Source organism: Dyadobacter sp. CY347, assembly GCF_021502655.1.
Classification (GTDB): domain Bacteria; phylum Bacteroidota; class Bacteroidia; order Cytophagales; family Spirosomataceae; genus Dyadobacter.
The window spans coordinates 164,928-190,803 of record NZ_JAKFFT010000010.1; the positions used below are offsets into that span (position 1 = coordinate 164,928).

A 25,876-nucleotide genomic window follows, 5' to 3' on the forward strand; every position below is an offset into this window, starting at 1 on the left:
TTCAGGAAAAGGCTGTCGCACAGATTTCTTTGAAAACTTTGGAGTCAATTGTACGCTTGTGACCGTCAGCAAGGCCGCAAGCATTACATGGATCTTGCTCATTATTTCTCTCTCAGCACTTTTCCTTCCACATTGTCTGCAAATGTGTTGGCGGCTTCAATGTCGTCATTCACATTCGCCTGATAATTGACGTACATGCCATACCCGCCGCTGCCGGAGATTTTGGAGTTTTTGATCTGCATTCTGGCCTGGCTTCCGTAAACGGCAATGTTCACTTTTTTGCCTGAAACCAAGGCTGTACTGCCGCCGCCCGATATCTCAACATATTCGAAAACATTGTTGGCACTTGTTGTGTAGCAGATCAAACCTCTCCAATAAGCTGGCTTGTTTTCCGCGCCTTTGATAATGATTTTAGCTGCTTGTGTTCCAATTGCATTGATATAACCTTCGTCAATGGACATTCTGGCTCCCTCAGACATTTCGATCACTACACCCGGGCTGATTTTCCAATTAGCATCGACCGTAAGGGCTTCCAGGATGCGGTAAGGCGTTTTGTCCTTGAATCCATTCCATACGACTTGCGCAGTCGTGTTTTTTGATAGTTGCGAAGCGAAGATTTCCACCACATTGCGTCCGTTTCCGTCTGTAAAAGATGAATTCACATCGAGTTTCGCAACATTGTCGGCGTCAAGGAGAATCCCGGCCTCAGCGTTTTCTTTGAATGTGTTTTTTGTAAAAGCAGAAAGAATTGCACCTCTTTCAATCCATAAACCATAGCCGTCATTTTTTTCAAAAACACTGTTTTTGATAGATATTTCAGCTTTCGATGAGCCTGTAATTGCCATTCCGGCCTTTGTCCCGCTAAAAAGGGCTTTGCTTCCAGCATGCAAAACCTGCACATATTCCAAGGCATTAGCACTGCTGGACGACCGGAATATTACACCTGCCCAGAATCCCTTCGTTGTCTCTTTTCCGATCAGGCGGATCAGCTTCGTCGAATCGCCTTTTGCGAGCAGGATTCCACCATTATCATTCACTTCCAGCCTGGCATCCCTCGCAAAAGCGATCACAACGCCTGGCTTCAATGTGAGTTCAGCATTCACCGAAACGTTTCCGTTTGCAATGTAATCTGGCACATTAGGATTATCGATACGGTCTTCCAATGTGGTTTTCGCAGCGATATTGGCATCCAGTACAATCGGCTGAATGACGGCCGCTGTGATCAGGACTTTGTCTTTGCTTTCGCCGTTCGCATTGCTGGTCGTCAATTCAAGCTCGTATTCGCCCGGCAAATCCGCTTTGAATGTTGGCTTGCTTACCGTTGCCGAGCTAAGTGCGGCTGTGCTTCCGGTCGGACGTTTGGTAAATGCCCAGTGATAATCGAATGGTTTGTTTTCGCTGTCGCTCGAGGCGCTTCCGTCAAGGGTTACAACGGCGCCTGCATTCACATTCTGATCTGCACCGGCCCGGGCGGTGAGCGTGTTGCCTGGTTTTACGTCTTCATCTTCCTTGCAGCTTGTTACAACAAGGGCAAGCGAAAAGAGGGCAAGCAGAATTCTTTTACTTTTTAACATGGCTATTTTTGATTTACTGTACACTGATTTTCACCATCGGCTCAATGGCGGTGCAATGGTAAGTCGAAATAGCGATGTGAGAAATTACTGTCGATCAACAGCAGGTTTTATCGACAAAAGGCGTCAGCCGACGCTGATTTTGACCGTTTACTAAAAATTCAGCTTAAAGCGCCGCTGACAATCATTCCGGAAATTACGCCCAATGGGAAGTTCTTTCCCGGCAATTTCAATTTTATGCGCGTGGTAACTTTCGACTTTATCCACCGCCACAATGAAAGATCGGTGCACGCGAATAAAGCTGTCTTCGGGAAGTAACTCTTCCAGCAGGCTGATTTTTTGTTTTGTAATCAAAGCCTTGTCCTTCAAAACAACCTTGATATAGTCGCGCAGACTTTCCACCCAGAGAATGTCATTCACATTGACCTTCACCATTTTCCGGTCTACTTTGAGATACAAAAACACATCCTGGTTGCTCACAGTGGGCTTTTGAACAATGGAAACGGGTTGGTTCGTAACATTCAAACCGGTAAAAACTTTATCCATAGCGCGTAAGAAGCGGTCGAATGGGATGGGTTTCAGCAGATAATCCACCGCATTCAGATCAAAACCTTCAACCGCATAATCCTGATAAGCCGTTGTGAAAACGACTTTTGGAGGCGTTTTGAGGCTTCTTAATAACTCAGTTCCTGTCAAACCGGGCATTTTCACATCCAAAAACATCAGATCCACTTTCTGCTGCTGCAAAACCTGAAAAGCCTGGATTGCGTCCTGACATCGCGCAACAATCTCGATTTCATTGAAATTCCGGAGATAGTTGTCCAGCACTTCAATGGCATGCGGCTCGTCGTCCACCAAAATCGCTTTGATCTCCATCATCAGGCTATTTCTATTTTTTTGTCCAGTTCCAATTCAAGAATGACAGCAAAAACCTCGTCTTCTTCCAGGATTTTGAGTTGATGCGCCGACGGATATAGAATTTCTAACCGTTTCCGAACATTGGCTAGTCCAATGCTTGCGTGATGGCTCCTACTATCCTTACTATCAGGCCTTTCGGGCTTGCTGTTTGATATTTTAAATTTAAGAAAATTGTTTTTGACCCGCAGATCCATGTTGATCCAGGCCTGCCCTACCTGCTCACTCGCGCCATGCTTAAATGCGTTTTCAACCAGCGGAAGGATCAGCAGCGGTGCGATTTTATATTCATTAGCAAGACCATTAATGCTGAAATTTATGTCGAGCCTTTCTTCGTAACGGATTTTTTCCAGCTCAATATAACTTTCAACAATTTTGATATCCCGCTCTAAATCAACGACATCCGTATTTGCTTCATAGAGCATATAACGTAATATTTCCGCCAGTCCCATCACCACCGAAGGCGATTGCGGCGATTGGTTTAATGTCAATGCATAAAGATTGTTAAGTGTGTTGAAGAGAAAATGCGGGTGCAACTGTCCCTTCAAAAAATTGAGCTCAGCCTCCATAGCAGCCTGCCTTCTTTCAAACCACATTTTGAAAAATTTAACCGACAGGGCCACCCAAACAAAGATATTGGTCTGTTCGAAGGCGCTGATCAGATACACAGGCTTTGTGAGCTGCAGCCAGAAATTTCCTTCCAGCTTTTTCCAGACGAATGTCGGGTCGGTCCTCCTAACCGCGTTATAAATGATCGGATCGGCAATAAATATCTCCATTAACCTGAAAACCAGCGTCGAAAGCACAACTGCCGCGATAAGCAAAACAAAAAATTCAATTCGTTTTTTCCTGTTGAAAAACTTCGGGATTATAATGTACCCGATCGAATAAAAATAGGCAATGTGTATAGGCAAAAACAAGGAAACAACCCCGATCGCGATCCAGTAGTCAGGCATTCCGGCACCATATATCACCGTCAGGTTAACCAGCACGACGATCCAGAATGCGGCATGCTGCAAAATCCTTAACCGGATGTTGGTAGGGTAAATGTTTGGGCGCATAGGCAAATATAAAAAATTCAATGCCTATTTTCTGCGGTTGGCAACATTGTCGACGAAGGCCATCATAGCATCGACAAACAGCATAACTGCGCTAATTTCAGCTCTATCAAGACAAAATATCTGCCAGGCATGCAGATAAAGCCTATACTCACTTACAAGACCTGCCACACGGAGCATTGGGAAGATAAAACATCCAAATTCGCGAACAAAATCACAATTTGTATCTATTTTTCTTCCCGTCTGTGGTTTTTCTACTTAGTTTTGTATTAAAATAAAGATATAAACTAAACTGTCAAATAATGGCAACGTCAACAGAAACGTACATTCCTTATAAGGTAAAAGACATCAGTTTGGCCGAATGGGGCCGTAAAGAAATTACGCTTGCAGAAGCTGAAATGCCGGGTTTAATGTCAATCCGCGCAGAATACGGTCCATCACAGCCCCTTGCAGGTGCACGTGTTGCCGGTTGCTTGCACATGACAATCCAAACAGCAGTTTTGATCGAAACACTTACTGCATTGGGTGCGGAAGTGACCTGGTCGTCCTGCAACATTTTCTCGACGCAAGATCACGCAGCAGCAGCAATCGCAGCAGCGGGCATTCCGGTTTACGCTTGGAAAGGCATGAACGAAGAGGATTTCAACTGGTGTATCGAGCAAACATTGTTCTTCGGTGAAGACCGCAAGCCATTGAATATGATCCTGGACGACGGCGGTGACCTTACCAACATGGTTTTCGACGAATATCCCGAGCTGATCGAAGGCATCAAAGGACTTTCGGAAGAAACGACAACAGGTGTGCTTCGTCTGTATGACCGTTTGAAAAACGGAACGCTTCATTTGCCTGCAATCAATGTAAATGACTCTGTTACAAAATCTAAATTCGATAATAAATACGGCTGCCGTGAATCACTTGTGGATTCAATTCGTCGCGCAACTGACTTAATGCTTGCTGGTAAAGTGGCAGTTGTTGCAGGTTACGGTGACGTTGGTAAAGGTTCAGCAGAATCGCTTCGTGGCGCAGGATGTCGTGTATTGGTTACTGAAATTGATCCAATTTGCGCGCTTCAAGCTGCTATGGACGGTTTTGAAGTGGTTACAATGGACGAAGCTGCGACGCGTGCAAACATTTTCGTTACAGCAACAGGAAACTACAAGATCATCACAGATCGTCACTTCCTTGCGATGCGTGATAAAGCAGTTGTTTGCAACATCGGCCACTTCGATAACGAAATCGACATGGCTTGGTTGAACTCAACTTACGGCGATTCAAAAGTGCAGATCAAGCCACAGGTTGACATTTATTCGGTTGCCGGCAAAGACATTATCATTCTTGCAGAAGGCCGTTTAGTTAACCTTGGATGCGCAATGGGCCACCCATCATTCGTAATGTCATGCTCGTTCTCTAACCAGACATTAGCACAAATCGAACTTTGGACAAACACTGCGGCATACAACAAAAAAGTATACGTGCTTCCAAAAGCACTAGACGAAAAAGTAGCAGCCTTCCACCTATCCCACGTAGGCGCGAAGTTGGAAACGCTTTCGGACGAGCAAGCGGCCTACATTGGTGTTAGCACTGAAGGGCCGTTCAAGTCGGAGACTTATCGGTATTGATAATGGGTTGACCCGCTGGGTCAGGCATTTTTAAAACTCCCCAGGTCCGAAAACCTGGGGAGTTTTTTTGTGGTTGTAAATTTAAAGGTTCCTCTGTTAATCTTTGGGAAGCGAAGGGATTCTCCTCTTCTCAAAAATTCTCTTTAATGGTTACTTTACTCTTTTTGTACGATTAACTTTTCGGCATAATGCAGTTTCCCTCTAGTAAACCTGACAATGTAAATCCCGTTTTGCAGCTTGGAAACATCAATTGCTTCACCCTTCCAACTTGCTTGTTTTAAACAGTTTAGCCCAGTTTGGTCAAATATTTCCAGATCAAAGCCAATTAACTGCCTGGAAGAACCAACATGGAGCTTTGCATTCGTAGGATTAGGGAATAATGCGATCTCATTCCTTGGGTACTCTGGTAAGTGAAACACTACCCGCTTATCAAAGGCAATCGATCTGCTTTTCTGCGCAACTCCCTCAGAAATAGACAGCATTGCTATAAAGCCCATTAATATTGTTAAATATATCCTTTTCATATTGTTCTAATTTTACTGTGGAGTGTAATCAAAGCTAAATTCGATATATGAACCTACATACCGACCTGTTATGGTTCCGATCGCTTGCTTACCAGCAAACTGATCAGTTGCTTTATCATATTCAAGCAAATTGAAAATGTACGTTGGATCTTCGGCAAAATTATGTTCATCATACACTTCTGTAAGTTCGATACGCACCAAATAAGTGCCCGCCATTTCGCTTAAATCACCATTACCCAATATTTTGGAGCCAGGAACAAATGTGATAGGGTCTACATCATTACCATATGAGAAATGGTCGATTGCACCATCAGGCCTGGTGACAGTGACACTAAAAAACAGGGTACCCAGATAAACCCCTTCATTATCATCCAGGTCAAGAGTAAATCCTAAATCTTTGGTTCCCTGCGTATCGTTACCATCGTTGCCATCATCTTCCGGTTCTGGCTTAGGTTCAGGTACTTCGTTTGGATCATACTCCTTGATTTCCTCATCCCCTTTATTAGTCCCGCTCATGGTATAGAAATGACGGAATGTATAATCCGCAGAATAGTGTGTACCTATCGGGGTAATGTTCATGGCCGGAGCATCCCATGTATAATCTGAATCATATCTGAGATTCGTTAAGGTGATACTCGTGCCATGCACTATCTTCTGGAATAAAAGGGCATTATTCTCATAGATACGAAATAGAAAACCGTCGGGCGCCCATTGATTTTCCCATGTAAACTCCACTTTATCAACCCCTACATCCTGGGCACTTTGGGCTGGAAAATTCAAATGTGACTTGGTAGGACGTAACCAATAGAAGAACGGATCGGAATAGGGTCCGTAAATCCAGTCACCCTTTCCATCCCGTGCTTTTGCCCGGACACGCCACTTAAAGCCGCCATTGATATTGTCCGGCAAATCCCTGGCATGGTCGATTGATTCCCCTGTCAAATAAGTGCTACCATCTGCCCAGGCAAGTACTGCATCGTCAAATGTTCGGGAAACAGTGTAGTCAAATTGCTCCGCGCCAAGCACATCCTCCCACTCAAAGCTATGCGACGATTGTTCCTGGAATTCGAGCACCTCATCGTTAAATGGCGATACAAGCACTGGCGCAGGCACCAGAGAGTAGTCGATCACAAACGTTGAAAAGAATTTCTTGCCGAATTCCTGTTCAATAATAAACGGCAACGTTATTTCTTTACATGGTTCGAACGACCATGTATATACTTTTCCGTCAGAAACATCGGGCAGTATTTCGTTTTCATGGTCATAGAGCATCTTGGCCATATTCCTATCGTCCTTTTTGTCTTGGATACGATAGCGATAATAACTGGCCCCCTGAACTTCCTTAGCTTCCAAAAAAATCTTTTTACCAAAGGGGGCAACATGCTCGCCATTAGCAGGACTGGGAGGAACAAGCAAAGGTGTCTCCGGCAGATCAGTATGAAATGACATTGGTTCAGTCCATGTGCCGAAAATGTCCGTATCAGTTAACCCGGTTTGTACGAATTTCTTCAACCCCTTGTCCCAGGTAACCCCCTCTTCTGATCCAAGCTTGTGTGTGGCAGTAATTTGCCAGCTATAATCACGTTCCTTGGCTAACGCCAGCTCCGTCGCTTCTGCTTCATCACTGGTCGCTTCAACCGGAATATCCTGCGCAGGCACTTTACCTGACAAATCCGTCACCCGCAGAATGTAACCGGCAGCACCTGATGTCGCTTGCCACTCAAACACGCTTTGCCAGGCTGTAAGCTTATCATGTTCCAACGGACTGATCGGTTTGGTAATAATTGGGGCAGCTGTTACTTGCAATATAGGGCTCCAATTATTTACCATCATTTCAAGTGCACGACATTCCAGATTCCCGCCCAATGAGCTCGCACAACCCGGCCCGCCAGATTCGTAATGCCTGCTTCTAACATAATAAGTCCCCTCTTCTAAGAAAAACTGGGCAGTGTTGGTACGCTTACCCGGGTCTTTTTCATCAATGTAAGGAAGCAGCACTTGGGTTGTATGCTGGAAGGCGCGGTAAACCGGTGATACCAAATCATTGAATGCTGCATCTTTGGAAACTTCAAATATCCGATCCTTAATTTTGTCTGGAAAATATTCATCTGAGCGAAACTGTGCATTAAATGGATCTACAACTTTAACTTCATTACCATCCGCATCAACCGCCCATAATTTAGGCTGAGGAATAAATTCTTTGCCAGTTACACACGTCAGCGCATCATTGCATTTCTTCCATGTCCCTGATGTTTCCTTGTAGCCATGAAACAAAATTGAGGATTGAATGGCAGCAACTACATCGTCGAAAGTTGGGTTTGCGGGAAGGAAATACAGGAAAGCAGCAAACATGATCTTTTCCGGAACACCCTCTTCAAGCCCGGTAAAAAAGCGGGTCTGGCTGTTTTCATTAGTAAAACCTGTCAGTGGGGTTCCCTCGGAGATTAGATAATAAAATTGTGTCCAGACTCCGGCCATTTGATCAGGATTTGCAACATCCCAATTTTTTCCCTTGTAAAAATTTAATTGTCCTTTCGATTTTGGGTCGGAAAAACTGCGTAAGTAATTGCCGTCTCCAAACAGATCTGACCCGATAGTCCATAATACTTCGTCACCTTTTGACAATCGATATTCTTTGTTGATTTCAAACCCGAAAATATCAATCAAAGCCTTGCGAATGGCTATCGATTCCTTGGATTCGGGAAGTTGTACAGTCTTTATTGTGTTATAAATCCCCTCGAAATAGCTCCCTGCAATCTGGTCCAAAGTCATTTTCGAGGGATCCGAATCGGACTTAATTTGAGCAAAATATGCTTTGGCGATAAAATCCGGACCGGAAGGGCCTATGATGTGCTGAATATATTTACCCTTTCCCGTAAGCGCCTGGAAATTGAATTTCTTCGCAAAGTGATCCACACTTGATCGCACGCCATGATTTAATGTCACAATCGATTTCGATAAAGGCAGATCATCATCTAAGGTATAATTGCCGTCGTTGTTAATATCGATTGCATAATAGTGCGTCTGAGGACTTTTCGAATTAAATATTTCGGTTTCTATAAACACTTCATTATCAGCACAGTCCGCTATCCAATGCACTTTTTTACCCTGAGGGTCGTTTTCCAGGCTTGCAGTTTGTACATTGATCGGAACCAGGCCATTCCAACCTTGCGCAAGCGTCTTTGGCCCTGAGACACAATTTGGATTATCAAAACCCCAACCGCCACCGATTTTGGCTGCCTTGAAAGCATTTTTAATTTGTTGGGAAACATGCGAGCCATCTCCATATCCCATTTCCGCTGCCACTTCCAGCATTTTGACGCGCACATCAGGGAATGTCGACGACCATGAGAGTTTTTCCGTAAATGTCTTAAAAAAAAGTTTTAATGACAGTGCATAAGTTGCCGCTGGATTGTTGGGAATAAGCGGCAATACAATGAAAGTTCCGTTCGCGGGGTTCTGATCAATATAACCTGCCTCCCCAACGTTCATCCGAAATAAGATTTTGCTGAGAACCATACCATTGCCATGTGGGTCAAAACCAGGTTCATCAGGGTTTTTCCAAAAGAGCCCTTTATAACATTCGGGCAATGACCAAAAGTGCGGTGAAATCGAAAAATCCCTCTTGCTGTCCAGCCCCAACTCTTGTATCAAAAATCCCCAGTCCGGATTCGCGAAGCCTGCTCCTGGTGCGTTTGGAATGGCACAGTAGTTTTTCAATCCACTCCCAATTACATCGGCAATCCCTTCACAAATCGAGCTGCTCTCCTGATTATACTGACCTTGCCCCCAAGCTGACAGCCCTACAAGGTGTGTAAGCTCATGACCTATAACATCTCGCGTTAAATGTGGATTAACTAATCCCTGCCCTACATTATAAACAACTATGGGAGGATCGAAACTGGTAACGGCTGTCTGCTGAGAATTAGTGATGACACTCGTAACTGTTTTCAAGCCACCAATATCTACTCCGCGCCAGCCGAAAAGGTCATATGTCATCCGATTGAACTCCTGAGAATGAGCTAAAACGCTAATCCCATGCACCGTTGGATATGGATGTGTAAAGTTGATTGGAAACGAATTCAGGTATTCCATCGTATTAAACGGTCCATTTTGCCCCTTTGCACTGACTGGTGACGCAAAGGGATAGGCAAGCATATCGACACCGTTATCAGCATCTAAACTTTCCCCGATAACCTCTACATTGGTATACAATCCCTTTGATTCATCCCTAAAAGAGCATAGTGCAACTGAGGTTGATGTTGGATCATTTGGATCTCGCAAATATTTGGTCGCATACAAAGGGACCTTGTCATGATAGTAAGTTTTCCCAGCTGGAATTTTATAGTGCTGGGGTGCATACATTGTTCCAAACGGACCCGGCTGTTCACTTGGAGGATAATAATGCTGCGCGTAGCCAATGGAGTTAAACAAAACGATCACCAGCATTGAAAGAAAGTTTCGCAGCAAGGCATGTTGCTCGCACTTTATGCAAGCAATGTTGTAGAAATAGGGCATAGAAAACCGGCTAAATGATTAATTAAAATGACATACGCTATCCTGCGCATTCCGAAGCAAAGGAGTGGATAAGTCAATTAGAAAAAAGAATCGATTGAGCCAGCGGCAGAGGTGAGCTATCCTGAGGAAATGGTCGATACGATTTTCGCCTATCGTAAGCTCAATCTACGAAGACGGTCCTTCATGTATGATCTTAGGATTTAACACAAACGGCCGAAAGAAATGAATTCCCTCCGGCCGTTTTTCTTAATTCTATGCTATTTAAAAATCTACAACCTCGAAAGCAATTCCTGCTTTTTAGCTTTAAACTCCTCCTCACTGATCTGCCCTTTTTCAAACAGCACATTAACCTTCTCAATCGTCGCAATAATAATGTCTTGCGGGCTGCGGTCAGTTGGGCTGCGCTCCGAAGAGCTAGGATTTACCGTTTCATGATGTAAATCTGCATTGGAAGTCACATCATAAGCAATCTCAGGTGTTGGCTGCTTTTGCTCGCTTGGCTCGGATATAATTTGCAAACTTCCCAGATCCACATTGCCTTCCTGGCTTGTAAACTTATAGGAACTTCCTGCACCCTGCTGCTGCGAAATGCCAGTAATCTGGTGATGCTTGGTATCATAAATACTTTGTTTGCCGTCTTCATCAATCACCAGTCTCCTGACAGGCGCAAAATACGCGTAACGAAAATTATTCTGCGAACCACTTGATGTAGGGTTTCCAAAAATCGCCGGCCACGAACCGCCTGATGACACAGAATACACATTATCCTGGCGTTGAAAAGACGAACTGTGCTGGCCCCCACGATCTGCACCCCGCTCCCCAACCGACTCATCATAAATTACCTCGGTTGAAACCAGCGCTGACAATTCATTGCAAAGCTTATCCACTGTACTTTTCAGCGAATTATTGAACATATCGCCCACCATCGTCATTCCGCCCTTCATCCATTGCCCCGAGCCGCCTAGCTCAGCGATATCGAATTGGGCCATGGTGCCATTTCCTTGCACAACAGCGGTCAAAAGTGATTCAACCGTCTCTGTTTTCAGATTATATTTTGCAGCAATGGCCTGCACCTGCTGCCTGCCGCTAGTTGTAAGTGATTTCATGATTGCTTGTCATTTTTCAATATACGTCACAAAAACAGTGCCATCAAGTCGCATAATGCTCACTGCATATCTGTATGTACAATGTGCACGTCCACACCGAAGGATCATTGAACCCTACCACTTGCCCATTAGATTCCTCTTGTTTGGCGGTCCCGGGATAAGTTTGATGCAGTTAAATTTTGTTAAACAAAACACAAACATTATGAAATTACTTCACAATGCCCCTGCGATTACAAAGGCGATCGTTCTTGCCGCCATGATGAGCGCTTGCCAGAATGAAAAAGATGCGATTGTATCGCCTGAAACATCGGTTGAGCAGGAAACAGATGCAAATGCAAAAACAGCTATTAAGTATCTTATTAAAGACGGCGGAACCAAGCTTACTTATTCCGGAATCAGAAACCAACTGGTAAAAGAATTGGATGGCGCCGGATGGCTTAAAGAGTACGCTTATAGCGGTAACAAAATCACTTGCGCCCTCAAAACGAATGGGATCACGGTATACAAAAACTTCATTACTTATACTTTGAATGCAAAAGGGCAATGTGTTGAAAGTGTACATACCGCCACTGACAAAGTTGTTGGAGGAACTTACATTTATGTATACAACGAAGTGAACCAACTTAGCTTGGTGTATCATAAATCCCTTCCTAAGTTGCGCCAGGTTTTTGAATACGAACAAGATGCGGACAACAGCCTGCAGGGAAAATCTCTAAGCAAGATCACTTTCTATGATCAATATGACAAAAAAGAGAAAGAGATTATTTTCCAACATGCCAATGGTAAGTTTGTGGCGCAGAGCAATAGTAGTGGCAATGTCTACGAAACTTCGCTTGAAGCTAATCCTTTAAACCCAGTAGGACTTGCGGAAGTAAATAGTGCATACCTGCCAATATTTGGCAAATTCAGCAGATATGTCTTAAAACAAACTGTTCATAAAGGATTTGTAGGCCAGATCATTTATCCCTACCCAGTTTTCAATTATAACCTGTCTGCAAAAAACCTGGGAGGAGATGTCACAACATACGATTTTATCACAAAAGATGGCTATGGTAAGATACTATCAAACGTTGAGCGAAAATACTCAACCACACCGCAGGCGGTGATGTTAGGCCAGTAGTACATATTATTTAAAGAAAGTGGCCTGTCAGCAAATGTTAACAGGCCACTTATACTTTCGCCGAAGATTAAATGACGCTAACCACGCAGCCATTTGATTTTATTGCCGCAAAATCCCGCGATAACTTGATCCACTTAAAATCAATTTTCAAACACAATTATGAACACTATGAAATTACTTCAAAATGTACCCACCGTTGCAAAGGCAATTATCATTGCCGGTATGCTGGGAGCTTGCCAGAATGAGAAAGATGCGATTGTAAGTCCAGGTGCTGAACAAGCGCAAAATGCAGATGATAAAAATGCAAAAATATTGGCTGATAGCAAGTTAATTAGTGAAGGGTCGCGGAAACTTTCCTATTCCGGCCCAAGGAGTCTACTTGCAAAGGAAATGCTCGAGAGCCATAATTACTATATAGATTATATTTACAGTGCACAAAGTATTCAAAGCAACAAGTATGAGATAAGCACAAATAAAAAAGTCACTACCATTACTTACACACTGGATGCGAACGGTCTGTGTAAGGAGAGCAGCGTTGGCAATAATTTCAGCGGCACTACGCTATTCAAATATAATGAGAACCAACAACTAGTAATGGCTTTCAATAAGTTTGAGCCGAACGAACGACAGGAATTTAAATACTCTGCCGAACCTGCGGGCCAAGCAAGACTATTGTCGGTTTCATTTTATGATAAACAGAACTACAAAACAAAAGAATTGACTTATAGTTACGCCGGTACCATCCCAGATCTTTATCCTCTAAATCCAGATTTTCTGGCGTCGGGCACTGGTAAGTATCTTCCAATATTCGGAAAGTTCAGCCCATATTTAATTAAAATGGTCACTGAAACTCAACATACTTACCATCCACATAAAGAAATTACCTCAGGCGAAATTTATGATTATACATTTCATCCCGAAGGGAGAGTTAAGACTATTAAGGTCACGAACTTAAAAACCGGCAATTTCCACTTTCTACCGGAGCGAAAATACGCATCTGCAATGTCAGCAAACTAACCCCCGGTTAAACAAAAGAAGAACCCCAAACAACACCCGGGGTTCTTCTTCAATACACAACCAATTGTTCCTAATTAACGCTGAGTAAAATTTATAACTGCTCCTTTATATTTCCCGTAATCCGATCTAATTCAATTTTTGAAGATAAATAATCGTAAACTGCTTCCAGATAGTTTGATTTGGCGGAGGTTAATGCAAATTCGGAATCGATTAGTTCAAGTCTTGATGCTACGCCTTTTTCATATCTGTATTTGGTAATTGCATAGCTGAGTTCTGCTGTTTCGGAAACATTCTGCTGGGTTTTGATCCTTTCAGATGTCTCTACAAGACTTGCCAGGACTTGTTTTACTTCGGTTTTCAGTTGTTCCTGGGCATTATTGTAAATGACGTCGGCTTGCTGTCTTTCGATTTTGCCTAATGCTATTTTGTTTACATTTTGATTTCCGCTGAAAATGGGGATTGAAAACTGGACGCCTGCGAAGAAAACGGGTGGATATGCAGCATTACCAAAGCGAAATTGATTGGTTTGCGTTTGTATTTGATATTGACTGATAAAACTCACCACCGGCAGCCGCGCAGATTTATATAATTCAATCTCCTTGTCATTGATCTCTTTGTTCAATGTTAGAATTTGCAAGTCAGGGCGCTGCTGGATGGATAATTTGTAGGTGCCATCTTCGGCTGGAATTGATTCGCTGGCGTTGAGTTCTAGCGAATCTGATAGCACATAGTCTGTTTCGGAAACGTCACCTAGCAAGTCTCTTAGTTGCTGCTGGCTGATTTGTAAGGCATAGGTAAGCCTTAGTACATCAGGTTCGAGGTTTTTAACAGATGTATATGCACGTAATGTGTCCACCCGCAATGCCCGCCCTTGTGCAAGAAGCGAACGTGAATCATTCAATGCTTTTTGATTTCTGATAATACTTTCCTTTTGCAGTTTCAACCTTTCATTCAAAACCAGCAGCTGAACGTAATTTTGCTTAACCTGCGCCACAACATCTACTTCGCGTTGCCGGAATGAAAGCTGACTTTGTTTTTCCAACAATCGTCTGCGTTGGATCTCATGTTTTGCGCCTGAATTGTAAACGGGCTGAATCAGAGAAACTTGCGCCGCGCCAATGTCTTCGCCACCGAACCTTGCGTAACCAATCCTTTCAGAGTTGCCGGCGTTTCCATTGAGCCCGAAAAAAACCGGCTTTTGAAAATAATGCTGGAACTGGCCGGTCAAACTAATGTTGGGCATCAACAAACCGCGCGTAATGGCGGTCTGTTGCTTGGCTTTGTAAATATTCATCGAATCGATTCGTAAATCTCGGTTCCGGCTTTGCGCAAGTTCGATGGCTTTTTGCAAAGAGAGCGGTTCCGCCTGCCCAAAGGATAGTAACGGACTCATTAGCAATGCAATGCTTAATGCTTTTGCCGACCTGATATATTGATTTAAAAATAACTTTTTCATGATTGAAATGTGGTATTAGTATTCCTTAAAGGATTAATGTGTGTGTTCCAAGGCCTCTTCTACAACTGGCGCGTTTCCATCTTCCTTGCGCTTTTTGTGCGGTCTGGACAGATAGGAATAGATCGAAGGAATCACATAAAGAGTCAAAACTCCCGCGAAGATTAAGCCTCCCACAACCACAATGCCCAATGACTGGCGACTTCCGGACGCTGTTCCGAGCGATAATGCAATGGGTAATGTTCCAAAAATCATGGCAAGCGTCGTCATCAGGATCGGGCGGAACCTGCTTACAGCTGCAATTTTGGCAGCCTCAAATGTTGATGTTCCACTTTCCTTACTCTGGTTGGCAAACTCTACGATCAGAATCCCGTTTTTGGTGATCAGGCCAATGAGCATAATGATCCCGATCTGGCTAAAAATATTTACTGTTTGATCTGTAAACCAAAGGCTTAGCAATGCGCCGGTTAACGCCATCGGAACGGTCAGAAGAATGATAAACGGATCTACCAGACTTTCAAATTGGGCGGCCAAAACCAGATAGATCAGCACAATGGCGAAAATGAATGCGAATATCAGGCTCGAACTGCTTTCAGAATAATCCCGGCTTTGTCCTGCCAATGCGGTGCTGAAACCCTTGGGAAGCTCTTTGGACGTGATTTTATCCAACTCCTGAATAGCTTCTCCCAAACTAACTCCCGCAGCGGGCGTCGCGGAAATAGTCGCGCTGTAAGATTGGTTGTAACGGTAAATGGCAGGAGGACTAATGCCTTCATTTTGCTTGGTGAGGTTATCCAAAGACACCATTTGCCCACTTCCTGACTTCAAATACAGCGATTTCAAATCATAAGGAGCCGATCGGTCTTCCCGGTCGAGCTGGCCGATGACCTCATATTGGCGGTCGTTGTGGATAAAGTAACCATATCTTCTGCTGCTCAGCGCAAGTTGCAATGTTTGGCCGATGGCTTGGGTAGAAATGCCCAGCTGGGCGGCACGTTGACGGTCAATGCTAATGCTGATTTCGGGGCGGTTGATCTTGAAATCCGCGTCTGCAAAAACCAGTTTTTTATTGCCGCTTACCTCTCCCATTAACTTAGGCATAATATCGATAAGCGCTTTTAGATCAGGCGCTTGCACGACATATTGAACAGGCTGCGTATTGCCGTAACCTCCGATAGTCGGCAACTGAATGGGAATGATCAGCACATTTCTGAATTTCTGCGAGGCACCAACGAGCTTCATAAAGATCTGCTGCTGTGTCAATCCGCTCTTCCGATCCTTTGGTTCTTTGAGAAAAATCCATTGAAAACCGCCATTAACCGGCTGCGCCAATGTTCCCCCCGCCGCTGCAACCGCCGTATAGGTGCGTTCCTGGTTGAGATCGGGAATGGAATCACTCACAAAATTGCCAATTTCCTTCATGCTCTGCTCCATACTTTCATACGAGGTGCCTTCGGGAGCCATTACTGCAAGTCCGACCATTGACCTGTCTTCCAGCGGTGCGAGCTCAGAAGGAAGTTTGGGAGCAAGCCAGAATGCAACACCAAATGACACCAAAAGCAGCACGATACCCAGCCAACGCACTTTCATAAATGCAGAGAGCGATCTTGCATAGGCATTGTTCATGGATACAAACCAAGGCTCTGTCTTTTTGTAAAGCCAATTGTGCGAAGTGCCCGATTTGAGCAGATAAGCACTCATCATCGGGGTCAAAGTAAGCGCGACGAATGCTGAAACGGTCACTGAGCCTGCGACGACAATGGCAAATTCTTTGAATAAACGACCGGTCAGACCGCCTAGAAAGAGGATCGGCAGGAACACTGCAACGAGTGTAATGGTAGTAGAAATCACCGCGAAGTATATCTCATTGGAGCCCTCCCGCGCCGCCTCAATAGGCGACATCCCCTCTTCTACTTTGCTATAAATATTTTCCAAAACAATAATCGCATCATCGACGACGAGCCCGATCGCCAGGACTAATCCTAAGAGCGTCAGCACATTGATTGAAAAATCGGCGATGTACATGATAAAGAAAGCCGAAATGATCGAAACCGGAATGGCCAGCAGCGGGATTACTGTGCTTCGCCAGTCTCTAAGAAAGACGAATATAATCAGGGAGACCAATGCGAAGGCGAGCAATAATGTCTCTTCAACTTCTGATAATGAGTTTCTTACGGGAACAGTAAAGTCTTTACCAAGGGCAATTTCGTATTCTTTTGGAGCTGTTTTTTTTTAATTTCTTCAAAACGATTTTTAAACTCATCTACAATGGCCAGCGAGTTGGCGCCACGTTGCGGACTTACGCCCGTCCCGACCCCATATGCAGCCGTTTTGCCATTGTAGACGATCATGGCCGTACGCTCGTTCTGAGACGACATTACGGCTTGTCCCACATCTTTGAACCGCACAATGGCGCCATCACTCTCACGCAGGATCATGTTGTTAAAATCATCTTCCGTAACCAATCTTCCCTGCGTCCGCAATGTTACTTCTGTGTTTTCGCCTTCAATACGACCGCTGGGCAAATCCACGTTTTCACGTTGTAATGCGGCTTGAATGTCCGTTGGCGTAAGCCCATAGGAAGCCAATTTCACAGGATCCATTCTCAGTCGCATGGCGCGTTTTCTGCCTGCGTAGGAGTCAACCAACCTAACGCCCGGGATGGATTGCAGCCTTTCCTTAATGTTGATATTAACAAAATCGGTGACATCTTCCAGCGTTTTTGTCTTACTTTGAACGGTTAGAAAAACCAGGAAATCCGCAGGACCGGCCTTTTCTACAATCGTCGGCTCAATGTCAGTTGGTAATTGCTGACGGGATTTTGAAACCTTGTCCCGTACATCGTTGGCGGCCGCTTCAAGATCTGCATTCAGTTCAAATTCGACGGTGATAATGCTGACCTGCTCGCGGGAAGTGGATGATACTGAACGGATTCCGTTTGCTTCGGCGATGGCCTCTTCCAATGGTTTGGTAACCTGGGAAGCAATAATATCGGCACTCGCACCGGGATAAACCGTGGTTACCATTACAATCGGCGAATCTGTCACGGGATATTCCCGCGTTCCCAAAAATGTGTAACCAACAATCCCGAAAAGTATAAGCAGTACGGACATTACCCCGGCCAAAACCGGCCGGGAAATACTTACTTGTGAAATAGCACTCATGACTAATAGATTTTTATTTAACTGAAACCAACTGAATGGCCGAACCTGGTGTTAATCGCAGCATGTTGCTGGTAATAATGGTGTCGCCGGGAGAAAGTCCCTTGGTAACATGCACAGAATAAGCGCTGCGCTCGCCGACTTCGATGGATTTGAAACCTGCCTTGCCTGCATTGGCGACATACACGCTGTAACCTTTCGATGATGGGATCAGGGCCTGATTGGGGACCATTAATGCATTACCGGTGTTGGCTAAACGCAATGTTAACCGCGCGCTCTGACCTGGCAACAGCTGTCCACCCTTATTATCAGTTACGGCCCGCATGAGTAATGTTTTGGTTTTTTGATCCAATCCGGCTTCATGCGCTACGATCCGGCCTTTGTAATTTTTATCATTGGATTCAACATTGTATTGCACTTCATCACCCGTTTTCAATGTGTTCGCGTGTTTTTCTGGAACCGCAAAGTCTATTTTCAGTCGGCTGTTATCGGTAAGCAGTGCCAGCGGACTTCCGGGCGTTACAAAAGCGCCGGTGTAGACATTCACAATGCCCAGGTAACCGCTAAACGGAGCGCGGATGCTGGTTTTGGCGATCATTACTTTCAATTGGTCGATTTTCGCTTGCAGCACTTTCAGGTTCGTAAATGCCTGATCATAATCTTGCTGAATAGCTGCTTCTCTGTCAATCAGATCTTTAAGTCTTCTTTCGTTAAGTAAAACCAATTTTTCCTGTTGTTTCAACTGTTCCAGTTCAGCAAGCAGATCGGCGTCGTCAAGCTTGAAAAGCAAAGTTCCTGCGTGAATGAATTTCCCTTCCCTGGCATGCACCGCAACGACTTTGCGGTTAAGTTCGCTTGAAATACTAACTTCCTGATAGGCCATGAGCGTTCCTGAAACGGTCATGGCCTCATCAAGTGATTCAGCATGAAGCACCTGACCGTCAACGGGAACGCCGGTTGGCTGGGCGGTGGCGGCTGGTTTTTCGGCGGGCGTAACCTTTTCTGATGTGTATCCTTTGAAGAATACGGATAGCAATATCACGCCTGTAATGATCAGGCCCGATATAATTTTGGCAGATTGTATGGTCTTTTCCATTTATAGATTAATTTAAATATTTCGATGTATTAGTTAATAGTTTTTTATTTTTCCTGGCTGATTCAGATTTCCCAAGTTTTGGAAACGAAGTTGGTTAGACTTGGGAAATCTGGGTAATAGATGTAAACGTGGGTTACTTATTTATATATCGAAATGTTTCGATGTATTCGGGTAAAAAAACTCAGATTTTTAATTTGTTCAAAAACTGAACGTATTCATTGAGAACCTCTTTATTCAATTTGTACTTCACGTTTCTTCCTTCTTTTTCTACAACGATCAGATCTGCATCTGCCAGCTGCTTTACATGATGAGAAATTGAAGGCTGGGTTAAGTCAATGAATTCTGAAATCTCGTGACAATACAAACAGTCTTCTTTTTGGCGCAACTCCTGTAATATAAGAATACGGCTGGGGTCGCTCAACGCTTTCGATATCCGCTCCACTCTCCTGACCTCCATGATTTAAGATATATAGATAAATTTGAATATATTAATAAACTGCACAGTGCGTACATTACAAAGCAAAGGAATAAATAATTCCAAAACAGCCAAAAACTTTCCAAAACAGGCAAAACTTTCCAGCCAACCCTAAACCCGATCCAGGATAAAGTTGCCGTCTATGCTTTGCCGTGCATTTAGTGCCCGGCACGCGGTGCCCGGCACCCGTTGCCCGGCACAGTTATTGTAACTTGCGTGTTTACATTTCTACTACACAACAAACGTTTGAAACCATGGATATTTACCAAATAGCTTCTGAATACTGGGACGGGTCGGGTATTGCGAATGATCCTTCTGATCCGCGGGAGACGCCACCTTTTGATCCGCGTCCCGGAGTGCCTTCGCCGGATGCGCCGGAAGAAACGCCGCCATTTGAGCGAGATCCTGAAACGCCGCCAATTTCTCCGGAGCCTGAACTGCCGCCCGTTGAGCCGGTTATCCCCGAGGTTGAACCGTTGCGCGAGCCAGGCGGAGAACCCGACATTCCCGCTTTTAATTAAGCCGCGGCATCGCCGCAATAAGTCTCATCTACTCCTATTACAGTTCTGTCATTCAATATCAGTCCGGAGTGAAGTGGCTTAATTTTTAGAATCATGGATAACAATCAAATCGTAACGGCGCTTTTTGACGCTGTGCAAAATAATAACCTTGACATTGCGGATGCAGATAAGAAATTTTATACAAAACTTGTCTTGCATGCCGCTGAAATTCGTGACTTATACACACAATTATACAACGACCATCCCGATTTCAGCGCCAATTTTACAAAGCTGATCGAAGTGCTCATTTCCTCACATTTGAGCAGGCCCCAGGATTTAAAGGATCGCGATAATAAAAAGCCGGAAAATTGGTATCTGAGCAATGAATTGGCTGGAATGAGTCTTATGGAAGCTCGTTTCAATGCAGATTTCGATGTCCTAAGGGACAACCTTCCTTTTTTCAATGATTTGGGAATAAATGTGCTGCACTTAGCAAACATTCAGGTTGATCCTGATGATTTGAGGGCCATAATGCACCAACATGGCTTGTATCTGATGCTTGATCTCGTCCAAAATGACACGGAAAAGTCAAAGCCTGCGGCATTGGTAAATTTGTTGAAGGACATTCTTTTCAATGCCAATATCGGTGTTGATATATTGGTGATTAATGCTTCTGATTTCCAGGAAGTTCAGTCACAGTTTCATACTATTCTCCAATTAATCAAACAATGCCTGCAAGTCACAGCACCTGGAATGGCCCTGGGGGTGACAGCATCCGCTTCGCCGGAGGATGCCATGAAGTTTTTTGGTGAGGCCCGATATCTGGCCAAAGAATGTGATTTTGTTTATAATGATACGCAAATGTCCCTGCAATGGGATGCGTTAGCCTCGGGTCAGGTTGCCGAGATGATTGAGGCAGAAACATTTTTATACGAAAAACCCTTTGGCACAACCTGGATCAATTATACAATTTCGAACGCTGATAAGAATGTTACATTAGCATCCCTATCTGGTCTGGATCAAGCGATTAAGGACAAAAGCGAAATGCAGATCAGCACAGCTATTCAACGGATTCTGCTGATGCAAGCGAACAGCTTCTTCCTTGGTGGGCTTCCAATGGTTTCTTTTGCAGATCAACAGGAAAGCATGATTGAAAACAGGATTTTTTCAGGAACAAAAAAATTGCTGGCGATCAGAAAAAGCCTCGATGTAGTCTCAGATACAAAAAATACGCGGTGGCTGCCCAGACACAACATTCACATTGCAGGGTTTGTCCGAAATGGCCGGGAAAAGGCACTTTATTGCATTTTTAATTACAGCAGTGAAAGCGCATACCTGACCTGGCACTCATTCCGGTATAATGGCTTGGCTCCCGAAAAATTGTACGATTACTGGCGTGAAATTTATTTGGAGCCTGGGAACGATGCCGAATTTTTGGTGCTGGAACCTTATGGATTTTATCTGCTGGAAGTTGTGGCTTAAACCACCTAGAAAACTTTCTACGCCCTACATAAACTAATTCAAACAAATTGTATCTTCCGGGGAAAATTATACCCCTCAGGAATGAAAGAACTTTTACTCGCTTATCTCTTATTCACCTCTTTTATCTGTCAGTCACAATCCTATCAATCCCTTCCCGGAAGGATAGAAGCAGAAGACTACACCGCGATGAACTCGGTTGACACTGAGGAAACCGGGGACGCAGATGGCGGCCGAAATGTTGGCTGGATCCAGGATGGTAGCTGGATGGATTACAACGTTAATGCTTCTGTTACAGGCTACTATACATTTCGTTTCAGGATTGCTAATGGATATAGCCCGGAGGCTACCCTTACCCTAAAATCTGCTAATGGTGATAATCTGGGTCAAAGGATTTTGCCGCAGACCGGTGGAATGCAAAACTATGCCACCATCAGCTTTGTAGCATTGCTCCCACAAGGCAATCAAACATTAAGAGTATTTGCAGAAAAAGGCGGCTTCAATTTTAATTGGTTTGAAGCTGCTGCATCGCGCAATGTGTCCACGAGGATCGAAGCGGAGGATTTTGATGCTGTTAGCGACGTCCGGACAGAAACGACCGCTGATACAGACGGGAACCTGAATGTCGGTTACATTGACGATGGCGACTTTTTGGACTACAACATTAAACTGACAGGCGGCACTTACACGGCCAATTTCCGGATTGCCAATAGTTACGGCTCCGGCGTAATTGAAATCAAAAACGCTGGCGGAACATTATTAGGGCAACTGAATGTGCCACAAACAGGCGGCTGGCAAAACTGGGCGACGATCTCCACACAGCTCACCTTACCGGCCGGAAGTCAGGTCATTCACCTCGCAACGCCGCAGGGTTCCTTCAATTTAAACTGGTTTGAGCTTATTCCCCAGGGCGAACCCGCCATTGGCGTAGCATTACCCGCAAGAATTCAGGCCGAAAGTTTTGATGCTTCCAACAACATTGGCACCGAAGCCACCACAGATGAGGGCGGCGGCGAAAATGTAGGCTGGATCCAGGACGACAGCTGGATGGAATATAACGTAAACTCTCCTGAATCAGGCATTTACACATTAAGTTACCGTGTGGCAAATGGTTACACTCCCGAAGCGTCTTTTGCAATCAAAAAGAGCGATGGGACAGAATTAGGCCGCATTACGGTGCCTCAAACAGGCGGTATGCAGGGCTGGCGGACTGTTCATATGCTTGCAGCACTGCCCGCAGGAAATGAAACATTAAAAATCCAGTCGTTACACAGCGGCTGGAACTTCAATTGGTTCGAAGCCAAGGCGTCAAGGCCGCTCACCGGCAGAATGGAGGCCGAAACATTTGACCTGGCAAGCGACGTAAGGACGGAAGAAACTACCGACACCGACGGCGGCTCAACAGTAACGTATATTGACGACAGCGATTGGCTTGATTACAATGTAAAAATCGCTACATCAGGGACTTACACCATTGGTTTTCGGGTTTCGAATAGTTACGGAAATGGCAATATTGAAATAAAAAATGGGGCTGGCGTTGTCCTGGGAAATGTAAATGTTCCGCAAACCGGAGGCTGGAATAATTACAGCACCATCCGCACGACAGTTAACCTTCCGGCGGGCAGCCAAATCTTACGCATTTATGCAAATCGCGGGGCATTTAACCTCAATTGGTTTGAGATTTCAACAGGTTCTGTTCAGGAACAATCGACAATCACATTTAACGAAATTGGCACCAAAGGCTTGGAGGAAGGGACATTTAACCTGACTGCAACCAGCAATAACAACGAATCGCCAATAACATTCTTTTCTTCCAACACCGCAGTAGCAACCGTTTCCAATGCAACTGGCATCTGGAAGGCCACGCTTGTAGGCGCCGGACAAACTACGATAACTGCTTCACAGTCGGCAAGTGAACATTATTTGCTAGCTGAAAACGTAAGCAGAATCTTGACAGTTACGGAGCAATCCACTCCTGCCAACCCCATTGCCGGAGCTAAAATCATACTCGACCCGAAACGCTGGTATCAGCTGACAAACGCGGCCAATGGACTCGAAGGGCTCTTTGACGGCAATACGCAGGCGGATGTCCTCACCGGCTGGGGAAAGGCCATTGATTATTATGACGCCTATTATCCGCTGAAAGATGGAGAGCAAATCACTTTGGAAAGTGTCAGATTCTTCGATTATACAGGTTCTACGGAAAATCAGCCGTTCATTTTATCTGTTATTGATGACCAATGGAACCGCACTCAGGTAGCAACATTTACGGGCTCGGTTTATAATGGCTGGGTAGGACCTTATCCTGACAGGGCCTCAAACACGCAATTCACACTGGATACTCCCGTTTCGAACATTCGCTATCTGGTTTTGACCATTCCAAACCTGCTTCCCACTGAGCTTGAACTATATGGAAGTTACACGCCGGCGCCGCCTCCCAATGCGCCCGGACGCACGAAGAATATCAGGTTAAAGGATATGTTGGGTATTAATGGATATGAATGGAATTTCCAGGATGGAGCGCATACCGAGTCACTTGTTGAAGCAAAAGTGAATGCAGCCAAGAGCTTTTCCGGTTTCAGACATTATATGGATTGGGAAAAACTGGAATCAAGAGAAGGCGTATTTTCTTACAATCCAACATTAAGCGGAAGCTGGAATTATGACCTGATTTATGAAAGATTAAAACAGGAGAATATCGAAGTTTTAGCGTGCTTGAAGACGCTCCCAGGCTGGATGTTAGCCTCTTACCCGGAAGGCGAAAGGGATTCGGAGAACGTGCCGGTCCGTTACGGAAAGGATTTCAAAGATCCGCTTTCCTACATTGAGCAGGCCAGAGTTGCGTTCCAGTATGTGGCGCGCTATGGCAGTAATGTGAATGTTGATCCGTCATTATTGAAAGTAGACACGATTCCAAGATGGCACGGCGACTATGCCAACACAGTAAAAATCGGTCTGGACCTGATCAAATACATTGAATGTGACAATGAGCGTGACAAATGGTGGAAAGGCAGAAAAGGTTACCAGACCGCTCGTGAATATGCAGCCAACATTTCCGCTTTTTATGATGGTCATAAAAATACAATGGGAGCAGGAGTAGGCGTCAAAAACGCTGATCCGAATATGAAAGTCGTGATTGCAGGAATGGTCACGGGCCCTGATTATCTGAAAGGAATGGTCGACTGGTGCAAGGAATTCAGAGGTTACCGGCCCGACGGGAGCTTGAATCTCTGCTGGGATATCGTCAATTTCCACCTTTATACAGATGATGCTTCTTCAAACCAAAGTGGAACATCCGGTCGCGGCGTCGCGCCTGAGGTTGGTGTCGCGCACTTTATGCTCGATAATTTTGTAAAAACATCCAAAGAAATTTCGCAGGATATGCCGGTTTGGATTACAGAAGCAGGTTATGACCTCGCACAGACCAGCCCTTTGAAAGTCATCCCAATTGGTGACAAATCGCCTAAACAGACTCAGGCAGACTGGATTTTGCGCACTTCACTGTTTTCCGCCCGTCATGGAATTGAAAAGGTTTTTTACTTTCAAATGTATGACGATAACCCTGCCTGGGACTGGATGTTCGGGACTTCCGGGTTGTTGAATGATGATCTGTCGCGCAGGCCGGTTTCTGATTTTTTTATCCAAACTAAAAACCTTTTCGGCGATTACGTTTACAAGGAAACCATTCACGCTGACCCGGTTGTGGATCGCTATGAGCTGAATGGGAAGTCGCTGTTTATCCTTGCTATCCCGGATGAAGTAGGCCGCACAGCCGAATACACCCTTGATCTGGGAGAACCTGGTATTGCAAAAATATATACCCCAACCGCAGGAAGCGATTATATGGCAATGCAGGAAAAAGGCATTGTAGATGGGAAAGTAACGGTTACAGTTACGGAAACGCCCATTTTCGTCATCGCTTCCAGCGCGCCCAATGCACGGACAGCAGCGACGGCTGCCGAATTAAACGGAGAATTGCCGTTGCATGAAGATGTTAATGTCTTCCCAAATCCGGCAACAGACTTTGTAAACGTTGAACTGGCAAATGAGAACAGCGCAGATGTTGAAGTAAAGGTTTTTGATGCAAAATCAGGAAAACTATATAAAAATAACCTGGTGCAGAAGCCTGCAAATAAGCTCTCGCACAAACTCAACCTCACGCAGTTGCCGGTTGGTGCTTATATCATCGAGGTGAAACAGGGAAATCAAAGCACATTCCGCAAAGTGGCAAAGGTGCATTGAGCATGCCAACATGACTATGCGC

The 25,876-nt window shown here is 44.7% G+C and carries 15 protein-coding genes and 1 pseudogene; 6 read left to right on the plus strand and 10 right to left on the minus strand.

All coding sequences use genetic code 11. The features are described from left to right. Window positions 1-101: 101 nt before the first annotated feature. The 3 genes from L0659_RS23675 to L0659_RS23685 form a co-directional block, all read right to left on the minus strand. Window positions 102-1,574 (minus strand): PKD domain-containing protein, encoded by a 1,473-nt coding sequence (locus L0659_RS23675; RefSeq protein WP_235129049.1) that lies wholly within the window; start codon window positions 1,572-1,574, stop codon window positions 102-104. A gap of 150 nt (window positions 1,575-1,724) precedes the next feature. Then, complete coding sequence (locus tag L0659_RS23680) at window positions 1,725-2,447, minus strand: LytTR family DNA-binding domain-containing protein (RefSeq protein ID WP_235129172.1); 723 nt, start codon at window positions 2,445-2,447, stop codon at window positions 1,725-1,727. A gap of 2 nt (window positions 2,448-2,449) precedes the next feature. Beyond that, window positions 2,450-3,547, minus strand: coding sequence for a sensor histidine kinase (locus L0659_RS23685; protein WP_235129050.1), 1,098 nt, complete (start codon window positions 3,545-3,547; stop codon window positions 2,450-2,452). Window positions 3,548-3,846: 299 nt separating this feature from the next. On the opposite strand from L0659_RS23685, the gene ahcY reads away from it, so the two are divergent. Next, window positions 3,847-5,163 (plus strand): adenosylhomocysteinase, encoded by a 1,317-nt coding sequence (gene ahcY / locus L0659_RS23690; protein ID WP_235129051.1) that lies wholly within the window; start codon window positions 3,847-3,849, stop codon window positions 5,161-5,163. A gap of 155 nt (window positions 5,164-5,318) precedes the next feature. Here ahcY and L0659_RS23695 read toward each other — a convergent pair whose 3' ends face one another. From L0659_RS23695 to L0659_RS23705, 3 genes are all read right to left on the minus strand, one after another. Further along, window positions 5,319-5,687: a T9SS type A sorting domain-containing protein gene (locus L0659_RS23695; protein ID WP_235129052.1), complete on the minus strand. Its 369-nt coding sequence runs from the start codon at window positions 5,685-5,687 to the stop codon at window positions 5,319-5,321. 12 nt (window positions 5,688-5,699) lie between these two features. After that, the gene (locus tag L0659_RS23700; RefSeq protein WP_235129053.1) at window positions 5,700-10,205 is read right to left on the minus strand and encodes a M4 family metallopeptidase; all 4,506 of its coding nucleotides are present in this window, start codon (window positions 10,203-10,205) and stop codon (window positions 5,700-5,702) included. A gap of 269 nt (window positions 10,206-10,474) precedes the next feature. Then, entirely contained in the window at window positions 10,475-11,311 is an 837-nt protein-coding gene (locus L0659_RS23705; protein ID WP_235129054.1) for an SHOCT domain-containing protein, read from the minus strand. Between the two features lie 202 nt (window positions 11,312-11,513). On the opposite strand from L0659_RS23705, the gene L0659_RS23710 reads away from it, so the two are divergent. Beyond that, on the plus strand, window positions 11,514-12,431 hold the full coding sequence (locus L0659_RS23710; protein WP_235129055.1) for a hypothetical protein: 918 nt from the start codon (window positions 11,514-11,516) through the stop codon (window positions 12,429-12,431). Between the two features lie 168 nt (window positions 12,432-12,599). Further along, window positions 12,600-13,448: a hypothetical protein gene (locus L0659_RS23715; protein WP_235129056.1), complete on the plus strand. Its 849-nt coding sequence runs from the start codon at window positions 12,600-12,602 to the stop codon at window positions 13,446-13,448. A gap of 91 nt (window positions 13,449-13,539) precedes the next feature. On the opposite strand, the gene L0659_RS23720 is transcribed toward L0659_RS23715, so the two are convergent. From L0659_RS23720 to L0659_RS23735, 4 genes and pseudogenes are all read right to left on the minus strand, one after another. Beyond that, window positions 13,540-14,904, minus strand: coding sequence for a TolC family protein (locus tag L0659_RS23720; RefSeq protein WP_235129057.1), 1,365 nt, complete (start codon window positions 14,902-14,904; stop codon window positions 13,540-13,542). Window positions 14,905-14,937: 33 nt separating this feature from the next. Next, window positions 14,938-18,065 (minus strand): annotated as a pseudogene (locus tag L0659_RS23725) (efflux RND transporter permease subunit). 13 nt (window positions 18,066-18,078) lie between these two features. After that, window positions 18,079-19,158: an efflux RND transporter periplasmic adaptor subunit gene (locus L0659_RS23730; RefSeq protein WP_235129058.1), complete on the minus strand. Its 1,080-nt coding sequence runs from the start codon at window positions 19,156-19,158 to the stop codon at window positions 18,079-18,081. Between the two features lie 181 nt (window positions 19,159-19,339). Beyond that, window positions 19,340-19,615: a helix-turn-helix transcriptional regulator gene (locus tag L0659_RS23735; protein ID WP_082213886.1), complete on the minus strand. Its 276-nt coding sequence runs from the start codon at window positions 19,613-19,615 to the stop codon at window positions 19,340-19,342. A gap of 272 nt (window positions 19,616-19,887) precedes the next feature. Between L0659_RS23735 and L0659_RS23740 the strand changes: the two genes are divergently transcribed. The 3 genes from L0659_RS23740 (at window position 19,888) to L0659_RS23750 (ending at window position 25,854) form a co-directional block, all read left to right on the plus strand. Further along, window positions 19,888-20,154: a filamentous hemagglutinin gene (locus tag L0659_RS23740; protein WP_235129059.1), complete on the plus strand. Its 267-nt coding sequence runs from the start codon at window positions 19,888-19,890 to the stop codon at window positions 20,152-20,154. 93 nt (window positions 20,155-20,247) lie between these two features. Continuing rightward, complete coding sequence (locus L0659_RS23745; RefSeq protein WP_235129060.1) at window positions 20,248-21,615, plus strand: hypothetical protein; 1,368 nt, start codon at window positions 20,248-20,250, stop codon at window positions 21,613-21,615. An 81-nt stretch (window positions 21,616-21,696) separates the two neighbouring features. Continuing rightward, complete coding sequence (locus L0659_RS23750; RefSeq protein WP_235129061.1) at window positions 21,697-25,854, plus strand: carbohydrate-binding protein; 4,158 nt, start codon at window positions 21,697-21,699, stop codon at window positions 25,852-25,854. Window positions 25,855-25,876: the final 22 nt, after the last annotated feature.